The 20,279-nt window shown below is 30.5% G+C and carries 22 protein-coding genes and 1 pseudogene; 10 read left to right on the top strand and 13 right to left on the bottom strand.

Going from position 1 to position 20,279, the window contains the following annotated elements:
- Window positions 1-82: 82 nt before the first annotated feature.
- The 11 genes and pseudogenes from AGR56_RS14565 to AGR56_RS22955 all read right to left on the bottom strand — a co-directional run bounded on the left by AGR56_RS14565 (window position 83) and on the right by AGR56_RS22955 (window position 9,078).
- Window positions 83-613 (bottom strand): GNAT family N-acetyltransferase, encoded by a 531-nt coding sequence (locus AGR56_RS14565; protein WP_053242835.1) that lies wholly within the window; start codon window positions 611-613, stop codon window positions 83-85.
- Window positions 614-675: 62 nt separating this feature from the next.
- Window positions 676-1,429 (bottom strand): annotated as a pseudogene (gene istB / locus AGR56_RS14560) (IS21-like element helper ATPase IstB).
- On the bottom strand, window positions 1,422-2,717 hold the full coding sequence (gene istA, locus AGR56_RS14555) for an IS21 family transposase (RefSeq protein WP_053242834.1): 1,296 nt from the start codon (window positions 2,715-2,717) through the stop codon (window positions 1,422-1,424). The pseudogene istB and the gene istA overlap by 8 nt, the downstream one beginning before the upstream one ends.
- A gap of 690 nt (window positions 2,718-3,407) precedes the next feature.
- Complete coding sequence (locus tag AGR56_RS14550) at window positions 3,408-4,058, bottom strand: HAD family phosphatase (protein ID WP_053242833.1); 651 nt, start codon at window positions 4,056-4,058, stop codon at window positions 3,408-3,410.
- 11 nt (window positions 4,059-4,069) lie between these two features.
- The gene (locus AGR56_RS14545) at window positions 4,070-4,483 is read right to left on the bottom strand and encodes a hypothetical protein (RefSeq protein WP_053242832.1); all 414 of its coding nucleotides are present in this window, start codon (window positions 4,481-4,483) and stop codon (window positions 4,070-4,072) included.
- A 31-nt stretch (window positions 4,484-4,514) separates the two neighbouring features.
- Entirely contained in the window at window positions 4,515-5,402 is an 888-nt protein-coding gene (locus AGR56_RS14540; protein ID WP_053242831.1) for a fructoselysine 6-kinase, read from the bottom strand.
- A gap of 55 nt (window positions 5,403-5,457) precedes the next feature.
- Window positions 5,458-5,658: a TIM barrel protein gene (locus AGR56_RS22965; protein ID WP_278279706.1), complete on the bottom strand. Its 201-nt coding sequence runs from the start codon at window positions 5,656-5,658 to the stop codon at window positions 5,458-5,460.
- Between the two features lie 76 nt (window positions 5,659-5,734).
- A complete protein-coding gene (locus tag AGR56_RS14535; RefSeq protein WP_278279650.1) occupies window positions 5,735-6,271 on the bottom strand; it encodes a sugar phosphate isomerase/epimerase family protein in 537 nt (178 codons plus the stop codon).
- 73 nt (window positions 6,272-6,344) lie between these two features.
- The gene (locus AGR56_RS14530) at window positions 6,345-7,664 is read right to left on the bottom strand and encodes an anaerobic C4-dicarboxylate transporter family protein (RefSeq protein ID WP_053242830.1); all 1,320 of its coding nucleotides are present in this window, start codon (window positions 7,662-7,664) and stop codon (window positions 6,345-6,347) included.
- Window positions 7,665-8,066: 402 nt separating this feature from the next.
- On the bottom strand, window positions 8,067-8,462 hold the full coding sequence (locus AGR56_RS22960) for a hypothetical protein (RefSeq protein WP_278279649.1): 396 nt from the start codon (window positions 8,460-8,462) through the stop codon (window positions 8,067-8,069).
- A 64-nt stretch (window positions 8,463-8,526) separates the two neighbouring features.
- On the bottom strand, window positions 8,527-9,078 hold the full coding sequence (locus AGR56_RS22955; protein ID WP_278279648.1) for an SIS domain-containing protein: 552 nt from the start codon (window positions 9,076-9,078) through the stop codon (window positions 8,527-8,529).
- 198 nt (window positions 9,079-9,276) lie between these two features.
- Here AGR56_RS22955 and AGR56_RS22120 point away from each other — a divergent pair, with 198 nt between their 5' ends.
- Window positions 9,277-9,507, top strand: a complete 231-nt coding sequence (locus AGR56_RS22120) for a GntR family transcriptional regulator (protein WP_053242829.1) — start codon at window positions 9,277-9,279, stop codon at window positions 9,505-9,507.
- 35 nt (window positions 9,508-9,542) lie between these two features.
- A complete protein-coding gene (locus tag AGR56_RS22115) occupies window positions 9,543-9,971 on the top strand; it encodes a UTRA domain-containing protein (RefSeq protein WP_242851468.1) in 429 nt (142 codons plus the stop codon).
- Window positions 9,972-10,269: 298 nt separating this feature from the next.
- On the opposite strand, the gene AGR56_RS20395 is transcribed toward AGR56_RS22115, so the two are convergent.
- Window positions 10,270-10,392 carry a hypothetical protein gene (locus AGR56_RS20395; protein ID WP_347460485.1) on the bottom strand — a complete coding sequence of 41 codons (123 nt, stop codon included), beginning with the start codon at window positions 10,390-10,392 and terminating at the stop codon, window positions 10,270-10,272.
- 112 nt (window positions 10,393-10,504) lie between these two features.
- Here AGR56_RS20395 and AGR56_RS14505 point away from each other — a divergent pair, with 112 nt between their 5' ends.
- The 3 genes from AGR56_RS14505 to AGR56_RS14495 are packed head-to-tail and all read left to right on the top strand — an operon-like array spanning window position 10,505 to window position 13,985.
- Window positions 10,505-12,940: a glycoside hydrolase family 2 protein gene (locus AGR56_RS14505; protein ID WP_053242827.1), complete on the top strand. Its 2,436-nt coding sequence runs from the start codon at window positions 10,505-10,507 to the stop codon at window positions 12,938-12,940.
- Between the two features lie 15 nt (window positions 12,941-12,955).
- Window positions 12,956-13,156: a hypothetical protein gene (locus tag AGR56_RS22950; protein WP_053242826.1), complete on the top strand. Its 201-nt coding sequence runs from the start codon at window positions 12,956-12,958 to the stop codon at window positions 13,154-13,156.
- A complete protein-coding gene (locus tag AGR56_RS14495; protein WP_084757050.1) occupies window positions 13,104-13,985 on the top strand; it encodes an SGNH/GDSL hydrolase family protein in 882 nt (293 codons plus the stop codon). The genes AGR56_RS22950 and AGR56_RS14495 overlap by 53 nt, the downstream gene beginning before the upstream one ends.
- Here the strand turns inward: AGR56_RS14495 and AGR56_RS14490 are convergent.
- Complete coding sequence (locus AGR56_RS14490; RefSeq protein ID WP_084757049.1) at window positions 13,928-15,424, bottom strand: histidine kinase; 1,497 nt, start codon at window positions 15,422-15,424, stop codon at window positions 13,928-13,930. The two genes, AGR56_RS14495 and AGR56_RS14490, sit on opposite strands and share 58 nt — an antisense overlap.
- A gap of 531 nt (window positions 15,425-15,955) precedes the next feature.
- Between AGR56_RS14490 and AGR56_RS14480 the strand changes: the two genes are divergently transcribed.
- The 5 genes from AGR56_RS14480 to AGR56_RS14465 all read left to right on the top strand — a co-directional run bounded on the left by AGR56_RS14480 (window position 15,956) and on the right by AGR56_RS14465 (window position 20,245).
- Entirely contained in the window at window positions 15,956-16,417 is a 462-nt protein-coding gene (locus tag AGR56_RS14480; protein ID WP_053242822.1) for a response regulator, read from the top strand.
- Window positions 16,410-17,570: a helix-turn-helix domain-containing protein gene (locus AGR56_RS14475; protein WP_053242821.1), complete on the top strand. Its 1,161-nt coding sequence runs from the start codon at window positions 16,410-16,412 to the stop codon at window positions 17,568-17,570. The genes AGR56_RS14480 and AGR56_RS14475 overlap by 8 nt, the downstream gene beginning before the upstream one ends.
- Before the next feature lie 245 nt (window positions 17,571-17,815).
- Window positions 17,816-18,268, top strand: coding sequence for an AGE family epimerase/isomerase (locus AGR56_RS22945; RefSeq protein ID WP_278279647.1), 453 nt, complete (start codon window positions 17,816-17,818; stop codon window positions 18,266-18,268).
- Between the two features lie 98 nt (window positions 18,269-18,366).
- A complete protein-coding gene (locus tag AGR56_RS22940; RefSeq protein WP_278279646.1) occupies window positions 18,367-19,023 on the top strand; it encodes an AGE family epimerase/isomerase in 657 nt (218 codons plus the stop codon).
- A 43-nt stretch (window positions 19,024-19,066) separates the two neighbouring features.
- Window positions 19,067-20,245 (top strand): glycoside hydrolase family 130 protein, encoded by a 1,179-nt coding sequence (locus AGR56_RS14465; RefSeq protein ID WP_053242820.1) that lies wholly within the window; start codon window positions 19,067-19,069, stop codon window positions 20,243-20,245.
- The last annotated feature ends 34 nt before the right edge of the window (window positions 20,246-20,279 follow it).

Below are 20,279 nucleotides of genomic sequence, written 5' to 3'. Positions count from 1 at the left end.
AAGCTTAACGTTACTACCTTTCTAAAATATAATATTAATTTACTTATATAATAATTCAATTTTTAAAAATATCCACAGCCTGTTATTTTCCTACATAAAGCGTGTATACATTATGTGGATATTCCTTGTCTCTAAATGCTTCATAAGTTGAACCAGACAAAACAAAACCAAGCTTTTCTGCAAGATGTTTTGATTTTTCGTTATCTACATAAATACATGCGCTTATCGCTTTTATATTCATATTCTCTATAGCAAATTCAATGATTTCTTTAATGGCCTCCTGCATATAACCTTTTCCCCAAAATTCCTCTTTAAGGTCGTACCCCACTTCAGCAGTACCAGTTTTTTGATCCCATCTGTGAATTCCACATGTACCCATTTTTATTCCATCGGTTTTTCTCACCAAAATCCATCTGTGATGTAAATGTGGTTCCGGCTGTGATAAGTAAAGTTCAAGTATTTCGTCTGCTCCCCCTATATCAGTTAAAGGCTCCCTGTCAAATAAATATTTAGTCACTACAGGGTCTGAAAACTGGCTGAATATAAACTCTCTATCCTCCACAGCTATATTTTTAAGAATTAGTCTTTCTGTTTCTAGGCTTTTAAATATCATAATATCCCTCTATAAATGTCAAGATTAAAATGTAACTTTTTGATCATTTAAGGCTGTAGGTTTTAGTGTTCTTCCTGCTTTATATGATCTTTAAGCCTGTATGAATTTCCGACAATAGAAACTACATGAGCATGATGAAGAACTCTATCTAAAATTGCATTTGCAATAACAGAATCATAAAAGATTTCATCCCAAGAATTAAAATTTATATTTGTAGTCAATATTGTACTCTTTTTTTTCATATCTCATATCAATAAGTTGAAAAAATAACTTTGAATCTTCTTTGTCTATTGGGAGATATCCTAATTCGTCTATTATTAAGACTTTATATTTACTGAAATGCCTAAGCCTGGCATCAAGCCTATTCTCCAAATTAGCCCTTTTCAATTGCTGTATAAGGTCGTTACACTTAATAAAGTATGTACTGTATCTTCGCTTCGCGGCAGCGATTCCTATAGATGTAGCTAAATGTGTTTTACCAACACCACTGGGACCTAAAAATACAATGTTTTCTTGAGATTCAAGAAATCTCAATGAAGCAAAATCTAATATTTGGTCTTTATTTATACTTGGTTGAAATGTAAAATCAAAATCTTTGATTTCCTTAGTATGAGGGAATGCCCCTACTTTAACCATTGAACGAATCATATTTGCTTCCTTAAAATCTATTTCATGTGTTGACAGTTTTATCAGACTATCTACAAACGATAGATTATTCTTTGTAGTAAAATCAATAACCTCATCTAGATGGTTTATCATCTGCTTCATTTTTAAATATTCTAAATTTTTAATAAGTTGTGTATAAGTACTATTCATTATTATATATCTCTCCAATCAAATTTAAGTTGTTTTTAGCAATCTCATTCATATCTAATTTAGAATTAGTAAATGTTAATGAGCTAATACCCAAATAATGTTCATAATGATAATTCAACTTTTGATTTTTTATTTCGTGAATAGTAACTAATTTTGTGTTATAATGCAAATGTAGTTGATTATCATATACTTGTAGTTTAAGTTTTTTCCCTATATATTCTGGTGGTACAGAATATTGATTTGATTTGTATGAAATCATGCTTTGGAGATTAACTTTAACACTTGTTGTGATAATATTGTAGTGATTTCTTATTTGCTCTTTAGGAAGCTCAAATAGGAAATCTTTTTCTTTTTCCAAGTGTAATATAGGAATTTTCCCTGTAGTTGTATGACATGAACTATTAACTCTATTGTTAAGTTTTGCTACAAGTTCATGCAATTCTTCAAAATTTAATGTGCCATTGTAAGCTCTAATTTCATCAAGTAATTTCATTGGTGCTTCTACTTTAGCTTTTGTGTTCGGTCTTCCTGCTATGCAGGGACGGACAACAAAACCGTAATCATCTGCAAACTGTTGAAATTTATTGTTTACCTTTCCCTTAGAATATTGTGTTCTAGGTGCGTCCATTACAGTTTTCATATTATCTGTTAATAATTCATTAGGTACACCACCCAATATTTCAAAAGATTCATTAAGAAACGATAACAAAATATCTTGTGTCTTATCAATAGAAAGTCTATAAATCCTAAATCTTGAATATGACATTAACAAAACAAAAATGTTAATTGTGATCGTCTCACCAGTAGATAATAGAAAATCAATACTTTCCTTCCAATCCAATTGTGCTTGATGCCCTTTTGCTGTTTCATATCTCATATTAGAACTATTTGAAATGTGTCCATTCTTTCTATCTTTAAAATAATTATTAAATTCTGGCTTCCCCGATATATATCTTCTGAAAGAAGATTGAGCGCAATCTAGATTATGATTATCGGTTAAATATTGCCATAAAACGCGCTTGTAATAGAATACTTGAGGGGACTTATCACTAAGAAGTTCCTTAATTATAGGTTCAAATTCATCAATTTTAGATTTTCTATTTCTAGTTGTAGGTTTTATATATCCATTTAAGTATTTTCCTACGGTTCGAGGATCTACACCAAGCTCTCTTGCAATTTCACTCTTATTAACTTTCAAATTATTTACCTCCATAATTGGATTTAACTTATGAAGATCTTCTAAAGTACTAATTTCAATTTCTGAATAAACATTTGTTTTTATAATCATAATTACCTCACAATTTTTCCTTTGTCTTTTTGGTAATTATAACTTATCTAGGCTATTTTTCATACATTCTTATATGATCATTTTCCTACAATCTTATGTTAGCATTTATATCCCTCCATGCTTTTCGCAATAAATATTCACAGCTTCTCATTTTTAATCAAAGGTTATCCACACTTTTCACATTATAGATGTTACTTATAGATAGACAACTTGGAAGTTTTGAAATGACTAATACCAAGGTTATCTTTCAAATCTAGTATTTTACTGAGAGTACAGAGTACAATTCACAGAGGACAGTGAAGGTTGACCTTCTTCCACTTTGCTACAGAAAGTCTTAAACTTAATGCTGACGCCAATTTTTTAAAACTTCCTATTTATTTAGTTCAGCAAAGCTGAACATCATTAGTTATAATTAAAGATTTATCTGAGAAAAGCGAAAGGTAAATCATCCTTAACTGTCAATTGTCCTCTGTCCATTGTCAACTGATTAAGGCATCTAAAATATTACTTGTAAAATTATAACATTGACTATTTTAACCTTTCAGGTTGTCTGTCTATAAAATCATATACTCTGTTTTTCGCATATGCATATTATCCTAACATCATTAATTCAAACTTTCAATTTGGTATCAACGCAAAAATAAACAGACCTCTTGGTTACTTTCCAAAAGGTCTGTAAAATACATTTATCTATATAGTTATTTCATCCAAAATTTTTTTACAATCTTCATAGGAATCAATTGCAAAATCTGCTTCCTCAACATTTTGTGGAATTCCTGATCCCTTATATGCAACAACCTGAGCCCCTGCTATTTTTCCAGCATGGATTCCCACTTTAGAATCTTCAAATACAATACATTCTTCTGGCTTTGCTTTTAATAGCGACATTGCTTTTTTATAGCCTTCTGGATCTGGCTTGCCTTTTGTACACATATCACCGCAGATAATAACATCAAATAAATTCATCATTTTCATACGATTTAATGCAATAATAATTAGTCGTGTAGAAGTAGAAGATACAATTCCTATTTTCAAGCCTTTTTCTCGGAAATTTTCAATTAACGATATTAAACCTGGCATAGGAGAAATATCACCATTTTCATACGTGTTTCCTACTTCTTTTCTCTTTAGTTGCAATTCTTCAAATGTAACCTTTTTAGGAGCTCTTGAAAGCAATCGGATTACATTTTCACTATCCTTTGTTCCAATTAGTTTATGCTTGTCCTCTTCTGATAGGTAAATACCAAATGAAGCTAATGCCTTTTCAAAGTATCTTGCATTACTTTCCTCTGTATTTACAATCACCCCATCAAAATCAAACAAAACAAATCTCTTGTTCATAATCCCCTCGCCTATTTCTCAAAAAGTTTACGAGCATTAGTTTGAATATATTCAATTTCTTTTTTAGACAAGTCACAAAAGTCACTATTATCCATAGAGCAATTTGAATCTTGCACATACATCATTTTTGTATCTTTCTGTGTGATAGAGTAGAACCAGCACTCTGCAGGAACATTATACACTTTTCCTTTTTCCATTAAAGTTAGTTCAATCTTAAATTTATCATTTTCTCTTTCTGCAGTAATTAATATTGCTTTTCCAGCTGACAAAATAAACTGTTCATCCGTTGAGTGATGTATTTCCAAATGAGCTATTCCCTCAATATCATTATCTGGCTTCCAATTTTTAATAGAAACAAGCCATTTTTCATTTTTGTATACACAAAGTATTCCTTCTTCATTATTCTCATATATATTTGGTTTCATTTTTCACTTCTCCTTTTCTAAATCTATATTTTTATATTTCAGTTTTTCCTTGGATTGGAACTCCGTAGCCAAATGCACCTTCCATGCCGCACACATTAGCTGCAAATATTGCTCCGCTTTTCATAGCACTTTCTAATCTTATCTTCATGTTTTCTTTTGTCCCTTCAACTAATTTTCCTGTTTCGGAGGTCTGTAAAAGCGAGCAAAGAAAAGCTGAAAAATATGAATCTCCTGCACCCATTGTATCAATAATATTCGCAGCCATAACAGCAGAGGTATACAAGAACTCACCATCATAAAGTACATATGATCCATCTTCACCTATTGTTCCAAGGACTATTTTCACTCCATAATTCTGAACTTTCTTCATCTCTTTTTCTCGTTCTTCCGCTGTCAAATGAGCACATGATAGGATTGCCACATCAATATATGGACATACTTTCAAAAGATATTCATCTGTCCATCTCATAGAAAAATCATACGCAATTGGTACTCCTGTTGCATGAAGCTCCTTCAAATTATTTTCAATATAACTATTTAAATTTGTATAAATCAAGTTAAATTTTTTAATGTATTGAAAATCGTTTTCATCAAAATTATAAGAATGCTCTTTAGCAATACCACCTTTGTTGGAACCAAGGAAGACACGATCAGCATTTTTCAAAGTAACTAAAGCAAATCCATTTTCTCCTTCATAATGACGGCAATGGCTATCATCAATTCCTATCTGTTTCAATGTACTTTGTACACATTCTGCCACTTCATCATTTCCATACTTTCCAAGGTATGCTGTCTCCGCTCCATTCATTTTTCCATATACACAAGTATTAACACACTGTCCTCCCGGATACATCTTTCCTCTTGAAAGGTATTTATCACAGACGTTATCGCCAATAGCAACAATTTTATAATTCTTCATTTTTCTTCTCCTTCTATAGCAGTATTTAAATTATTCAAAAGAGAAACTAGTAAATCTACTCTAATTCATTTGTATTCTCTTTCATCCAAGAAACAATATCATCAATAGCCTTATCAGGATCACAATAATATCTTCTGTCACAAATTTCAAAAGAAACATTTCCTGTATAACCTCTTCTTTTGAGTGCGCTATAATATTCTTTCATTGGAAAATCTCCATCTCCTGGTACCGTATGCCCTCTATCATTAAAATGAATATGCTGAACTTTTTCGCCAAGATTATCAAAATAATCGTCAACTGTCTCCCTGCATATGTCATCTGATCTAAATCTATCATCCTACAATATTCTGGGAATCGATTTCACGAATCATATTTGCAATATCCTTACTTGAAATCAACACATTAGTCGTTGTTGCTTTTAATTCCTCAAGGATTAATCTAATGTTTTTTCTTTCACAGTAAGCTATAACCTGAGCTAATGACTCCTGACAATACTTCCACGCTTCATCTCTTGGCTGATCAAAATATCCAAAACCTGTACTAATTTGAACATTGCTGCATCCTAAAAATTCAGCTGTATCTATTGCTCTCTGATAATAACGAATACTTGATTCTCTTGTAATAATATCTGGTGTACAAAAGTTAACAGGATATGTGCAGTTTTCAGGTGTAATTGCCATTACATTTAGTTTTCTTCTTCTAATATTTCTATCTAGTTCAATTAGTTTTCCAAGTGAATAGTCAAAAATATTTAATTGCGGCGCTGAACAATAAAGATCAATACTATCAAATGGAGATCTTTCTACCTTATCAAGAAATTTTTCTATTGGGTAACGCAAATAATGATAACTCATAGGCACAAATTTCATATACATAGCCTCCTCTATCTTCTTATACCATATCTTAAATTTTATGATATAATTAAATTATATTTATACTACACTAAAAAACGATTGCACCAAGTGCCAAAGCCACTACTACAGATGCTATTGTACATACCAATCCCGGAAGCATATAACTATGATTCAATACATATTTACCGATTTTTGTAGTTCCAGCAGAATCAAATGCGATTGCTGCAACACACTGTCCAGATGCTGGAATAAAGTAATTTGAACTGCAAGCAAGCCAACCTGCGATAATGATATTAACTGGAAGACCTAATGCAATACCAATCGGTACCATAATCATTGTTGTAGAAGATTGACTGGTAGTAATTGCACCAACTACAAAAACTGCTATTATATAAATCCATGGATATTTATTTGTTAATACAGACATATTCTTAGTAATAAAAGAAGCTTGATCACCAATAAAGGTATTTACTAACCAACAAAGACCAAAGGCTAATACTACTGCAAACATTCCTGTGGTGAATACTGGCTGTTCTAAAACTTTTCCGCTATCAAGTTTAGTTAAAAGAACTGTAACAGCTGCAGCTGTAAGCATGAAAATTTGAATTACAGTTGTAAGTGGTAATTTTGTATTATGTGCGAATACTGGAAGAAGCTTACTTTCTGCTCCTAAAAATACAATGCTAACCATTGCAATTAAAAAGATTGCTACAGAAATCTTTGCTTCTTTAGTAGCAGGTTTTTCATCTCTTTCTACTTTGGAAAAATCTTGAATCTTTCCTTCAGCTACACGAGCTTGAAATTCAGGATCATCTGCTAATTCTTTTCCTTTCTTTAACACTGATAATGCACATAAAACGGTTCCAACTAAAGTTGCTGGAATGCAGACAATAAGTAACGTAAAAATATTAACCGAAGTGTAGTGTGATTTAGACATAAATGCCAATACCGCTACAGTAGCTGCTGAAATTGGACATGCTGTGATAGCCTGCTGTGATGAAACAATAGATGCTGAAATTGGACGTTCTGGACGAATTCCTGTATCAATAGCAATTTCATTAATAACTGGAAGCAAGCTGTATACAATATGACCTGTTCCACTCATAAACGTAAAAATGTAAGCAATAACTGGTGCTAAAATTGTAAGCATCTTAGGATTTTTACGAAGTATCTTCTCTGCTATCTTAACTAAAAAATCCAATCCTCCGCATGCCTGCATTGTAGCTGCCGCACAAATAACTGCAATCATAATCAAAATTACTGTAATAGGCGGATCAGCTGGTGCTACATGTAAACCAAATGTCATAATTAACATTCCAAGTCCACCAGCCATTGCCAAAAATGTACCCCCTATTCGTACACCTATAAAAATAATAGCAAGAACGATTACTAACTCTACCCAAAACATAGATTTATCCTCCTCAATGTTAATCTTATTTTCTTATCCTTTGTTATAACAAAATATTATTATTTAAGAATGGTGCGCACATTCCTAGTAGTACAAAATCAATTCAGCTTTCTTGTGTATTGATTTGTATTATAATGTATTGTTTTGTATCTAATACAATAGTATACCCTATATGTGTTTTTGTCAATTGTATTTTAACGTTTACTTAATGCATACATTAAAGCCATTACTTATTGCTCCCTATTCGCATGCAATCGTTTTTAACATCTCTAAATAAAAAACTGTACCGTAACTAGAACCTTCATATTTTCACAGTATAAATAAAAGTATTTTGAATAATACTTTTATTTATACGCATAGTGATTTCACAATTGTCTCAAGTAAATATTTACCGCTTTAATATTAATATTCCACTTTCCACATATAACGACGTGTTGCTAAAGGATGCTCACGTTTTGTTGCAAGTGCATGGTTGTATATAGGATACACATTATTGAACAATGAATGATTAAAATAATCAACAACAGCTGCATCAATTGTAGAAAGACCAAGTTCTTTAGCATCTAATACTTCTATACGTTTTGCATAAGCATTTAAGAATTTAAGAGCTCTTTCATCTAAATCACGTGTTGAACCCTCAGAAATCTGAATCATAAACGGACGGTTTGCATCGGTAATTTCAAAAGGCCCGTGGAAATATTCACCAGTATGGATGCTGCTAGAATCAAGCCATTGCATTTCCATGAAAATGCATATACTTTCCATGTAGGCAGCTCCATAACCTGCACCACTTCCCATAGTATAAATAACTGAATCATCTTTATATTTCTCAGCGAATTCCTCTGCTCTCTCTCCAACATGCTTACGAGCACTTTTTTATGATATTGCTAATCATTCCAATGCCTTCATAGAATTTATCATAATTTCCATATCCTTCTGTCTGAGCTAAAAGCTCTACTGCAACCAAAAGGGCACATATTGTCTTTTCACCTGAATAGTCAATATCTCCTTTAAGATGATCTGGACTAGCATCAAAGGTATAACGAATAATATAATCACCAAATTCGATGATTTCTGATTCCTTAAGCCATGTTAGAATAATAACAGCCGCTCCCATTTCTTTACCAAGCTTTGCAGCCGCAATTGTTTCTGGTGTATTTCCCTTATGACATGCTAAACATATTATTGAATTTTCTCCAAAATCTTTTGGTGTACTGTGAACGAATTCATTACTGCTAATCCATGCAGATCTAATTGAAGTACATTCTTTTTCCATAAAAGTTTTTGCTGGATAAAGAGCTCCCAAAGATCCTCCACATCCTACAAAATAAATACTTTTTACTCCGCCCTTTGCTTTCTTTTTCTCAAGAATTTCAGAAATAATATTTTTAATATCTTTGCTAGAATAATCCATTTTACTCATTCTCCTTTACGTTATTGTATTTATTTGTCTCTATATAAACTATAATACAATGTAATACATTGTGTCAATGGAAAATTTTATTTTTTATTAGTATACGGTATATACATTGCTTTGTCTTTGTATTATAATAAATACATAATTGCAATTAGGTATTCGTATGGAGGTCATATATGGAACTAAATAATACAATTGCTACACCTTTTGTACAAACAATTAGAAAAAAAGCTGCAGCAAGAAATAGATAGTGGTAAAAGACCTGCTGGAAGTCGTCTTCCAACAGAAAATGAATTAAGCAAAGCTTATAATGTAAGCCGCGTTACCGTCCGCAAGGCTCTTGCCGAACTATCCGAATCAGGATATTTGGAGCGCAAGTCAGGAAAAGGTACCTTTGTTGCTGAAAAAAACTTCAGCGTGGCATAACAAACGGTGTTTTAGGTTTTTCTGAAATGTGTAAAATGATGAATGCAATTCCGGGCGCTAAAATTATAAAGATTGCCCTTGAAGAGCCGTCTGAAAAAGATATACAGCAAATGTCACTTAATAAAGATGAAAAAATACTGGTATTAGAGCGTGTACGTTATGCAAATGGCAAACCAGTATTATTAGAATTGAATAAATTTCCCGAATCCTTTTCATTTTTATTTGGAGAAAATTTAACCGATACATCTTTATATGGGATTTTGGAACAACACAATATAATTTTAGATCATTCCCGGAAAACACTAGACATTGTATTTGCAGATACTAAAGAAGCTAAAACATTAGGAATTTCTAGGGGATATCCACTTTTACGAATTAATAGTGTCATACACAATGCAGACAACACTATCACTAACCTCTGTCAGCAGCTCTGCATAGGAGACAGGTTCACATTTATAATTTAAAAATATTGCGAAGTAACAATGCTTCGTCACATACACATACGCGAGGTTTGGGATGTAATCCCATTATCCTTCTAGAATAAAATAAAAGTACTTTTAATAATAACTCCTATAAATCTAAGGCTCAAAAATCATAAAATCCTAAGATATTTCAATAACTCGCTGAAAAAATGCTCAAACCTGCTAAGCAAAGTCAAGTGTTTTTCTTAAAAAATTTCAAAGAAATTTTTTAAGAAAATAGGGTAACTTTAATAAAACCTTCTTACAGAAGATTTTTTAAAGTGCCCTATTTTTATGTCTTTTAGTTTTTTAAAACTTCTAAAACCCTAGCATAATATATTCTCAAAAATTTATTTAGTCCTGCTATTTTAGCTTGTTTCTTTGCCTTACCCTCTGATTCTTTTTTTATTATATAGTCATACACTGCTGTATCTTTAATAGGAACTCTGCATTTTATGCTTTTCTAAAGGAACAAACTTTAGGCTTATATTTGCAGGTGTCATAAAATAGGCGAATTCTGATATTTGGAGGAAATTATGAAGAATTTAAATTTAAACGGAAAATGGAGAATGAAGAAAACTACGGAAGAAAAATGGCTAAATGCAGTTGTACCTGGTTCTGTATATAGTGATTTAAGTAATAATGGACGGATAGAAGATCCGTATTATCGTGATAATGAAAAGAAAGTTCTTGAAGCATTTAAGTGTGATTATGAATATGAAAGAGAGTTTCAAGTAAATAATGAGTTTTTAAAATGTAATAAAATTTTACTTCATTGTGATGGCATTGATACTATGGCAAAGATATTAATAAATGATAAGTTTTTAGCAAACACTAATAATATGCACAGAATATTTGAGTTTAATGTTAAAGATTTACTTGTGGAAGGAAATAATAAAATAAAGATAATATTTTATTCACCTGTAAATTATATAGCTAAAAAATATAATGAAAAACGTATATGGGGAGCAAATGCAATGAAGGGATTCCCATACATAAGAAAAGGTCATTATATGTTTGGCTGGGATTGGGGTCCTCAGGTTCCTGATATGGGAATATGGAGAGATATTTATTTAATAGGAATTAAAACTGGAAGAATAGAAGATGTATATATAAGGCAGCAGCATCATGATGGAAAGGTAGATTTAAAAATAAGTATACAAACATCTCAAGAACTTCAAGAAAACAGCAAACTCAAGATTAAAATAATTTCACCTGATAATAAGGTTATTGAAAAATTGGAAAATGTGAGTGGAGTAGAGAGCAATATTAATATATGCGTTGAAAATCCGCAGCTTTGGTGGCCGTCAGGTTATGGAAATCAACCGCTTTATAAGGTTCAAGTAATTTTAAATTCAGAAGAGGACTTCAAAGAGTATAAAATAGGACTTAGAAAGATAAAAATAAGAAAAGAAAAAGATAAATGGGGTGAGTCTTTTGAATTTAATGTAAATGGCGTATCAATATTTGCAATGGGAGCTGACTATATACCAGAAGATAATATACTTGCAAGATGCAGCAAGGAAAAAACTCGAAAACTCATAGAAGATTGTATAGAAGCAAATATGAACTGTATAAGAGTTTGGGGAGGCGGAATATATCCAGATAATTATTTTTATGAGCTTTGTGATGAGTATGGACTTGTAGTTTGGCAAGATTTTATGTTTGCTTGTGCTGACTATGAGATGAGCAGTGAGTTTGAAGAAAATATAGCTAAAGAAGTTGAAGACAATGTTAAAAGGATAAGACATCATGCATGTCTTGGAATATGGTGTGGAAATAATGAAAATGAAAGTGCCATAAAGTTTTGGGGAATAGAGGTTAGAAAAACAACCTTTGAAGAATACATAAAACAGTATGAAAAGGTTATTCCAGGGGTTGTAAGCAGATTTGATCCAGATACATTTTATTGGCCTTCATCCCCTTCTAAAGGTGGAAACTTTGAGAACCTTGATAAAGATAATATGGGAGATAATCATTATTGGGACGTATGGCATGGTCTTAAACCATTTATAGATTTTAAAAAGTATTATTTTAGATTTGTATCTGAATTTGGATTTGAAGCTATGCCTGATATAAAAACTGTTGAAAGCTATACTCTTAAAGAGGATAGAAATCCATTTTCTTATGTTATGGAGAGTCATCAGAAATGCGATGGTGGAAATGGAAAGATGGTTTATTATATATCTGAATATTTAAAATATCCATGGACTTTGGAGAATTTTGTGTATGAATCTCAAATAATGCAGGCAGAGGCAATAAAATTTGGAGTTGAGCATTGGAGAAGAAACAGAGGTCAGTGTATGGGAACTATATATTGGCAGTTAAATGATTGCTGGCCAACTGCATCTTGGTCAAGCATAGATTATTATGGAAGATGGAAAGCACTGCATTATTTTGCTAAAAAGTTTTTTAATCCTGTTTTGATATCTGCTGATATTTGTGAAGATAAGGCACAGATATATGTTGTAAATGAAAAGAGAAGTGCATTAAATGCTAAAGTTAATTGGAAAATAAGAGATAATGGAAGGAGGATTTTAAATGAAGGCAGTGAGGAAATTCAAGTTTCTCCACTTACCTCAGTATTAGTTAAAACTTTAAACATAAATGAAAATGTAGATATTAGGAGAAATTATCTTGAATGTGAAGTTGTTTCGGATGGAGAAGTATTAAGCTCAGAAAACATATTATTTACAAAGCCCAAATATTTTATATTTTTAAAACCACAAATTGAATTTTCAATATTAGAAAAGGATAAGTATTTTATAATTAATATTAAAAGTGAAAATTTTGTAAAATATGTATGCTTAAATTTGAGAGATACGGATTGTAGATTTAGTGATAATTATTTTGATATTTCAGGTGAAGAAATTAAGAGTATTATTTTAAATAAGGATACTTTATCTAATAAAATATCGGTCAATATGTTGAAAAGTGAATTATGCATAAAAAGTATATATGATATAAGATAAGGAAGTGCTTTCAGTATGAATAATTTTGTTAACAATCCTATGGTAAGTGATGGGGAACCGGGCATGGAGTATATTGGAAGATTTGATTTTTCAGAGTCGGATGGACCTGTTTTTGGTTGGTCATGTTCTACTATAGTTGCTAAATTTATAGGGACAAAAGTTTTTGGCAAAATTTCAGTCTTTTGGTCCAAATTATTTTACTGTCGTATTAGATAATAAAGTTATAATGAATTCGCTTGATGTGAGCAAAGGTGGAGTGTTTGCTTTGGCAACTAATTTATCTAAGGGAGTTCATGAAATAAAAATAATAAAAAGAAATGAGTTTAATATTGGTTATGTAAAGTTTTTGGGATTTGATTTTGATGATGGAAAACTTCTTCCCGTGTCAGAGCATTTAGAGAGGAGAATAGAAATAATAGGAGATTCTATAACTTGTGGATTTGGCAATGAAGGAAAAGATGAAAGCGTTGAATATATTCCAAGCATGGACAATGGATATTTATCATATGGCGCTATGCTAGGAAGAAACCTAGATGCTGAAACAATAATAATTGGATGCTCAGGGTTTGGAGTTATGCAAAGTTATGATGGAGATACCTCACAGACTGTACCATCAAGATATTCCATGGTTGTACCTAAAAAGGATATAAAATGGGATTTTACAAGTTGGATCCCCCAGGTAGTGGTAATTAATTTAGGCACAAATGATTTTAGATTTGGTTCTATACCTAATATAGATAAGTTTAATGAAGCTTATATAAACTTTATAAAAAGAATTCACTCTAATTATAGGAAGGCAAAAGTAATATGTACTGTTGGACCTTTAATGGAAGGCGAGGCATTAAGAGTTATAAAGAAGTGTATAAATAATAAAATTTTAAGATATTTTTATGCTAGAAATCAAGATTTTGTATCTTTTCTTGAATTTGAAATGCAGAATAAGGAAAGAGATGGATGCGGGGTAAGTGGGCATCCAAGCATAAAAACTCATGAAATTATGGCTAAAAAACTTGAAAATGCGATAAGAGAAATTATGGTTTGGTAGCATGAATTTATATAAGTTATTCTGTTTTGCTGCTTTTTTTGAAGGGAAGGGATATTTTTACGGTAGTACCGACATTTGGGATTGCTCGATATTTTAATACCATAGTTATTGCCATAGTGGAGTTTTATTCGCTGATTTACATTTTTTAATCCTATACTTGTAAAATCATTATTTAGATTATTTATATAACCATTTAATGAATCAAGTTGATCAATATTCATGCCAATTCCATTATCGGCTATTTCAAACTCCATGTTATTTTGAAATTTTCTTCCAATTACTTTTATTATTCCTCCACTTTCACATGAGTTTAAACCGTGGTATAATGAATTTTCAACTATAGGCTGAAAGGTTAATTTCATTATTTCGGCAGAAAATAGTATTGGTTCTATATCAATATCTATTTTTTCTATATTATCGTAACGCATTTCTTGAAGCATTATATAAGATTTTAAATTATTTATTTCATCTAAAACGGTAACTTTTTTATTGCTATTACTTAAGCCGTATCGCAATATTTTTCCTAAATTTATAGCCATTTTTGCTGTTTCATTGTCATCATTTATTTCTGCCATCATATGTATTGATTCTATGGTGTTGTATATAAAATGAGGATTTATTTGATTTTGAAGCATTTTTAATTCTAAATCTTTTTGAGCTAATTTGTTTGTATAAACTTCTTTAATCAAATTTTTTATTTTTTGGGTCATTGAGTTAAAGGATTTAGACAAATTACCTATTTCATCTTTAGTAGTAACATTTATCTTTACATCAAAATGCCCATTTTCAACCACTTTCATTGCGCTAGAAAGTTTTTTTATGGGATTAACAATTTGTTTTGCAATAATTGCAATTAAAATTAATGCAATAGAAATAAAAGTAAATGTTATAAAATAAGTTCTACATTTCATTAAATTTATGTTTCTGTTTAGTTCATTTACAGGTATAATATTTATTATTTTCCAATCAGAAAGAGTTGATGAGGAAGAAGTTATTAAACAATCTACACCATTAAGCTTTGAGTGATTAGAATTATTTTTTGATGAAGATATTAAATTGTTGTATTGATTTTTGGTTAAACTTTTTGTTATTTCAGATGATTTTGTGTCACATATTATGTAGCCTTTACTATTAGTGAGAATAATTCTTTGATTTTTATATATAATTGATTTTTTTAATATGTTTTGCAAAGTTTCGATGTTTCCGTTAACTAAAACTATTCCTACCATTTTTGAATTATCAATATCTATTATTGCCCGTGAAACTCCATATATGTAAGATTTATTTCCCTTAACTTCAGATACATTTGATAGAATATATGTAGGAATTATTACAGGAGAACCAAAATTCTTTATAGTTTTTGAGTACCATATTTTTTTTACTAGGATCAAATGGAGCATATAAGGATGAACTTCTAAGTTTATAGTAATTTTCTCCATTAGAATTAAATATAAAAACAGAATGCAAATTTTCCTTTAAAAAGAAAATATTATCTATCATGTTGTATATGGGACTATAAGTGTTAATGTAAGTACCATTTTTATTAGATGGAGGATTACCATAGTTATTTGATGAATATGATTGCAATGAATTATAATAAAAAATAGGTAATTTGGTTACATCTATCATGTTTCGTAAATCCGAATCAATTTCTGATGTAGTTTGAGAATTCATTTGGCTAACAGTTGAGAGAGTTGTGTTGTTTTTATCATTTTTGTAATAAATAAAATTAACTATGGATAATGCAAACATAAATGTAAATACGCACAAAAAACATATGCCTAATTTATAAACTATAGGTAAATCTTTAAATTTAGTGTGTTTTAATGTGTAAATAAATTTTAAAAAATAATTTTGCATGACATGACCTCTTAAAATTAATGTTTATAATTAATTATAACACAGTGCAAAATGATAAAAAATATATTACTCAGTTGAAAAATTAAGTAATTATGGGGGGAATTGATTAAATGCTTAGTGTTTTTATAGCTGATGATGATAGAATAATACGTAAAGGGCTTGTAAAGATTATTGACAACAATATGAAAGAGTTTAAGATTGTTGGGGAAGCAGCTAATGGTTCAGCAGCACTTGAAAAAATTAAAGAACTTAAGCCGGACATACTCGTCACAGACATTAAAATGCCAGTTATGGATGGAATTGAACTTATAAATAATATAAAAAAGTTATCACTAAAAACAAGATCTATAGTTTTAAGTGGGTTTGATGACTATAAGTTTATAAGGGAAACTTTTAAAAATGGAGCTGTAGATTATATATTAAAGCCGATAGATAATAAGATATTGTTCCAATTACTTGAGAAAATTAAAGAAGATATAGAGAATGAAACGTATGAAAAGGAAAAGGAAGAAAAATATAAAAATAGGATAAAGGAAAGTACAAGTTTTCTAAAAGAAAAAGTTTTTGAATGAAATTTTAAAGGATGAATATATTAGTGATAAGTATTTCAATGAGAGGGCTAGTGAGTTAAATATTTTAACTAAAGGTAGCTTCTATCTTGTGATAATAGATGTTGATGATTTTTTTAAGAAACATCAAGATGAAAAAAATGAAATTATATATTTAAATAATGCAAAATCCGTGGTATACAATTTGCTTAAAGATTTAGAGAAAATTCACATTATAGTTTGCAAAATAGATGATAGAATTGTAGTTTTATTTTCTTCGTACGATAGCAATGCTTATTTCAATTATTTAATGCTTGATAATGCTTTAAATGAAATTAGGGACAAAGTGAGCAAGAAGATTGACAGCACCATATCTATAGGAATAAGTAAAAAATTCGATGATCTACATAAAGTTGGAGATGGATATATTCAAGCAGAGACTGCTTTAAAAAGTAGATTTTATTATGGAAAGAATCATACATATGTTTACAGTAAAGAAACGATTTTTTTACATGAATTTGACTATAAAATGGTGGAAATGCTTGTAAGCTCTATATTAAGTGAAGTTGAGCTATGCAATAAAATTAAAGTAAAGATTTCAGTTGAAAAGTTTATGAAATTTGTTTATGAAAAAAAATTAGATCCAGATAAGTTTAGAAAGTTATTACTAAATGTTATAGTAAGAATTAGCAGCAATATTAGTGATTTTCAATATATTTCAGATAAAATTGAAGGCGCTGATAAAAATATAATTTATTATATACAGGAAATAAATACTTATGATGAATTAAAAGATTATTTTATTACCAAACTTCAATATGCAGCTGAGGAAATAGACAAGCTTAGGCATGAACGTGGAACAAAAATAATAGAGAAGGCTAAAAAATATATACAAGATAATTATAAAGAAGAAATAACTCTAAAAGAAGTTGCGAATCATGTGTATTTAAATTCTAACTATTTTAGTGAGCTTTTTAAAAATGAAGTTGGAGAAAATTTTATAGAGTACTTGATTGAAACTAGAATAAATGCATCAAGGGAGTTATTAAAAGAAAATAAATTGAAGATATATGAAATAGCAGAGATGGTTGGATATAAGGAGCCAGTATCTTTTAGCAGAGCATTTAAAAAAGTAGTTGGGGTATCACCCAAGGAATATATTCAACTATTAAATTGAATATAGCTAATTAGAAAAGTTGAAATATAAACGAGTTACAAAAAAGAGCATAGCACCGAAAGCTTATAAAATCTTTTTTACATGTGAAATTTAAGTTATAAAGTTAATGGTCTGAATTTATGTTAACAAAACTGAATTATTGTAATTTTAAAAGAAAAAGTTATTTAATATACTAAAGATGATAAGTTAGATTTACTAAGTATGAATACGATTTCTAATAAAATTACACGAGGGAGTTGAAATAAATGGATACAGATAACTTAAAAGGGATATTTAACAGAAAGGTTGAAGATGAGCTTTTAAAGGACATACTTCCATTTTGGATCAAATACGATGTAGATAATGAATTTGGAGGCTTTTATGGTGAAATAACTAATGAACTTGAAATACATAAGAAGGCACCTAAGGGGTCCATATTGTGTTCAAGAATTTTGTGGGCATATTCTGCGTCATACATTAAATTCAAAGATAAAAAGTATTTAAAAATAGCTAATAGAGCATATGAGTATATTATAAATAATTTTTGGGATAAAGAGTATTTAGGTGTGTATTGGATGGTAGATTATAAAGGAAATCCTATTGCAACTAGAAAACAGATATACGCAGAGGCTTTTGCAATATATGCTTTGACAGAATATTATAAGGCGACTAAGGAAGAAGATGCATTAAAGAAGGCAAAAAAAAAATTTATGAATTAATAGAGAAGTATAGCTATGATAGAGAAAACGGTGGATATTTTGAAGCTTATACGAGAGGATGGAAGCTTGAAGACGATCTTCGTTTAAGTGATAAAGATATGAACGAGAAGAAATCTATGAATACTCATTTACATATTTTAGAGGCGTATACAAACTTATACAGAGTATGGAGAGATAAAAATTTTGAAAATAAATTTAGAGAACTTATAGATGACACAATTAAGTATATTATAGACAATAACACTTGGCATTTTAAATTGTTTTTTGATGAAAAGTGGAACTCTAAAACAGGAACGGTATCATATGGACATGATATAGAAGGAAGCTGGCTTTTATTCGAAGCAGCAGAAGTTCTTGGCGATAAGGAGATTTTAGAAAGAGTTAAAAAAGTTTCCATTAATATGGCAGAAGTGTCTTATAAAGAAGCTGTGGACAGTGATGGTGGCCTTTTGAATGAAAAACATGAAAATGGAGATTTCGATAGAGACAAGCATTGGTGGCCGCAGGCAGAAGCAGTTATAGGATATTTAAATGCATATCAGCTTACGGGAAAGGAATACTTTCTTGAAGCATCCTATAATATGTGGAATTTTATAGATGAACATATTATTGATAAAAAAAATGGAGAGTGGTTCTGGATGGCAAGGGGTAAAAACAACGACCACGATAAATTGATGAAAGTTGATCCATGGAAATGCCCATACCATAATAGTAGAGCTTGTTTGGAGGTTATAAAAAGACTTGATTTAGAGTAGGGCTATCTTTATTATGTAAAAAAGTAAAATGGAGGAATCAATAATGGAAAAGGAATTATTTAAAGAGAGATTAAAAAAGTTAACGGACAGTTATGAAGCATTGATTACTAGAAAAAATGTAGAAATAAAAGATGGAAATGGTATATATAACAGATTTAAATATCCTGTTCTTACAGGAGCACATGCACCTCTTATATGGAAATATGATTTAAATGAAAAGACAAATCCATATCTAATGGAGAGAATTGGTGTTAACTGTGTATTTAATGCAGGAGCAATTGAGCTTAATGGCAAATTTTATTTAGTTGCAAGAGTTGAAGGGAATGACAGAAAATCTTTCTTTGCAGTAGCTGAAAGTGATACAGGGGTTGATAACTTTAGATTTTGGGATTATCCAATAGAACTTCCGGATACAGATCCTGATGAAACAAATGTATATGATATGAGACTTACTAAACATGAAGATGGATGGATATATGGAGTGTTCTGTTCAGAAAAGAAAGATCCAAATGCACCAGCAGGAGATTTATCATCAGCTGTTGCATCAGCAGCAATAGTTAGAACTAAAGATCTTAAAACATGGGAAAGACTTCCTAACTTAAAGACAGTATCTCCACAGCAAAGAAATGTAGTTCTTCATCCTGAATTCGTTGATGGAAAGTATGCTTTTTATACTAGGCCTATGGATGATTTCATAGATGCAGGAAGCGGAAGTGGAATATGCTTCGGCTTGTGCGACGATATAGAACATGCTGTGGTAGACAAGGAAATTGTAATAAGCCCAAGGCAATATCACACTATAACGGAAGTTAAGAATGGAGCAGGTTGTGTTCCAATAAAGACAGAAAAAGGGTGGCTTCACATTGCACATGGAGTAAGGAATACAGCAGCAGGACTTAGATATGTAATATATGTTTTTGTAACAGACTTGAAAGATCTTACAAAGGTTATAGCAGCTCCAGGTGGATTTTTTATAGCACCACAAGGTGAAGAAAGAGTTGGAGATGTTTCAAATGTTGTGTTTACAAATGGTGCAATAGTTAAAGAAAATGGTGATGTATACATTTATTATGCTTCATCAGACACAAGAACTCATGTGGCAGTATCAACTGTTGATAGACTTTTAGATTACGCATTTAATACTCCTTCTGATCCACTTCGTTCAAGTGATTGTGTAAAACAAAGAAAGGAACTAATAAAAAGAAATTTAGAAATTTTATAATTTGTAAAAAGTTTACTAAAATTATTTAAAGAGG

Origin of the sequence: Clostridium sp. DMHC 10 (genome assembly GCF_001270375.1) — a bacterium.
Lineage (GTDB): Bacteria > Bacillota > Clostridia > Clostridiales > Clostridiaceae > Clostridium_S > Clostridium_S guangxiense.
Note: the sequence above shows the minus strand (reverse complement) of the source record. Positions and strands in the feature narration are given on the sequence as shown.

Excerpts from the sequence above, each read along its gene's own strand:
- AGR56_RS22955 (WP_278279648.1), bottom strand. The coding sequence starts at position 9,078 with ATGGATTATTCTAGCAAAGATATTAAAAATATTATTTCTGAAATTCTT.
- AGR56_RS14540 (WP_053242831.1), bottom strand. The coding sequence starts at position 5,402 with ATGAAGAATTATAAAATTGTTGCTATTGGCGATAACGTCTGTGATAAA.
- AGR56_RS22940 (WP_278279646.1), top strand. The coding sequence starts at position 18,367 with ATGAACGAGAAGAAATCTATGAATACTCATTTACATATTTTAGAGGCG.
- AGR56_RS14565 (WP_053242835.1), bottom strand. The coding sequence starts at position 613 with ATGATATTTAAAAGCCTAGAAACAGAAAGACTAATTCTTAAAAATATA.
- AGR56_RS14535 (WP_278279650.1), bottom strand. The coding sequence starts at position 6,271 with ATGAAATTTGTGCCTATGAGTTATCATTATTTGCGTTACCCAATAGAA.
- AGR56_RS22115 (WP_242851468.1), top strand. The coding sequence starts at position 9,543 with ATGATGAATGCAATTCCGGGCGCTAAAATTATAAAGATTGCCCTTGAA.
- istA (WP_053242834.1), bottom strand. The coding sequence starts at position 2,717 with ATGATTATAAAAACAAATGTTTATTCAGAAATTGAAATTAGTACTTTA.
- AGR56_RS14490 (WP_084757049.1), bottom strand. The coding sequence starts at position 15,424 with ATGGAGAAAATTACTATAAACTTAGAAGTTCATCCTTATATGCTCCAT.
- AGR56_RS14550 (WP_053242833.1), bottom strand. The coding sequence starts at position 4,058 with ATGAACAAGAGATTTGTTTTGTTTGATTTTGATGGGGTGATTGTAAAT.
- AGR56_RS14480 (WP_053242822.1), top strand. The coding sequence starts at position 15,956 with ATGCTTAGTGTTTTTATAGCTGATGATGATAGAATAATACGTAAAGGG.
- AGR56_RS22950 (WP_053242826.1), top strand. The coding sequence starts at position 12,956 with ATGAATAATTTTGTTAACAATCCTATGGTAAGTGATGGGGAACCGGGC.
- AGR56_RS22945 (WP_278279647.1), top strand. The coding sequence starts at position 17,816 with ATGGATACAGATAACTTAAAAGGGATATTTAACAGAAAGGTTGAAGAT.
- AGR56_RS14530 (WP_053242830.1), bottom strand. The coding sequence starts at position 7,664 with ATGTTTTGGGTAGAGTTAGTAATCGTTCTTGCTATTATTTTTATAGGT.
- AGR56_RS22960 (WP_278279649.1), bottom strand. The coding sequence starts at position 8,462 with ATGGGAAGTGGTGCAGGTTATGGAGCTGCCTACATGGAAAGTATATGC.
- AGR56_RS14505 (WP_053242827.1), top strand. The coding sequence starts at position 10,505 with ATGAAGAATTTAAATTTAAACGGAAAATGGAGAATGAAGAAAACTACG.
- AGR56_RS14545 (WP_053242832.1), bottom strand. The coding sequence starts at position 4,483 with ATGAAACCAAATATATATGAGAATAATGAAGAAGGAATACTTTGTGTA.
- AGR56_RS14465 (WP_053242820.1), top strand. The coding sequence starts at position 19,067 with ATGGAAAAGGAATTATTTAAAGAGAGATTAAAAAAGTTAACGGACAGT.